1 protein-coding gene is annotated in these 1,070 nt (G+C 42.3%); it reads right to left on the reverse strand.

All coding sequences use genetic code 11. The features are described from left to right. Nucleotides 1–274 precede the first annotated feature (274 nt). Nucleotides 275–871: a tyrosine-type recombinase/integrase gene (locus IEW74_RS17190; protein ID WP_188667410.1), complete on the reverse strand. Its 597-nt coding sequence runs from the start codon at nt 869–871 to the stop codon at nt 275–277. Between the last annotated feature and the right edge of the window lie 199 nt (nt 872–1,070).

Here is a 1,070-nt window from a genome sequence, read left to right on the forward strand (position 1 = left end):
GTTTGCAGCACCGCTCACACGCCGTTTATGGCGATCTACGGTGATGGTAATCGACGGTATAAAAACAAAAAGACCACACGACGTAACCGCCTGTGTGGTCTCTGTAATGGTGGAGCCTAGCGGGTGCGACATATCGACATCAAGACAGACCGGGTCCTGTCGGCCAAGCTCTTATTTTTACCGGATTTTTATGATTTCATGTCAGAAAGGCCGCAACATCATTGTCAGTTGATTTCCGCAGAAATCACCAACATTGATCATATAAGTTGCTTCCCTAGAATGCTCCTGCGGCAACTTTTTTCAAAAGGTCAGGGTTTGTCTCCACGTATTGGGCAGTCTGCGAAATATTAGAATGTCCCATCAAGACACTTACACTTTTAATGTCAATACCTTGGCTAATGAGCTTCGTAGCAAACCCCCGTCTGCCTGAATGGCTACTCACACTGTTCGGCAACCCCGTTTTCATGCAGATACGTTTCATCAACATCTGTAAAGAATTCCCGGTGAACCCATTCCCTTTCTGTGATTGAAATAGATAACTATTGGGATGGAATGCGACACCTTCAAGAAGCTGACGTTCTTCGATATATTTCCCTAGGGATCGGCGAACGCGATTATTGGTCAAATAAACTTCACGATTTTTGTTGGTTTTAGAATTCGCTTTGATGATCTGAAAAACATCTTTCAATTCACCACGGTCATCCAATACGTCAGAAACACGTAATGATGCTATTTCACCGACTCTTAATCCAAGCGCAATGGACATCATAAAAATGGCGTGGTTGCGATTGGCATGTCTTTCCACGGAAATGATTTTGAATAACCGATTAATTTCTGAATCCGTCAGAACTTTGGCTTTGCCTTCTCTCATGTAATTTTGCCCTCATAATGTTTACATTTATTCACCGGGCCATGGATTGTAACAATTATGGGAAAGTCGGCCTAGGCCATATCTTTCACAAAGCGCAGAAACACTGGGAATGTTTACTTTTGTATGAAACTAAACATTTGTGATTTCTTCTGACTTATTGAGTAATACGGTTCTTATTGATTTGGTGAAAACACCCACG

Source organism: Terasakiella brassicae, from assembly GCF_014641495.1.
In the GTDB taxonomy this organism is placed as follows: Bacteria; Pseudomonadota; Alphaproteobacteria; order Rhodospirillales; family Terasakiellaceae; genus Terasakiella; species Terasakiella brassicae.

Coding starts and splice junctions, on each gene's coding strand:
- IEW74_RS17190 (WP_188667410.1), bottom strand. CDS start 871: ATGAGAGAAGGCAAAGCCAAAGTTCTGACGGATTCAGAAATTAATCGG.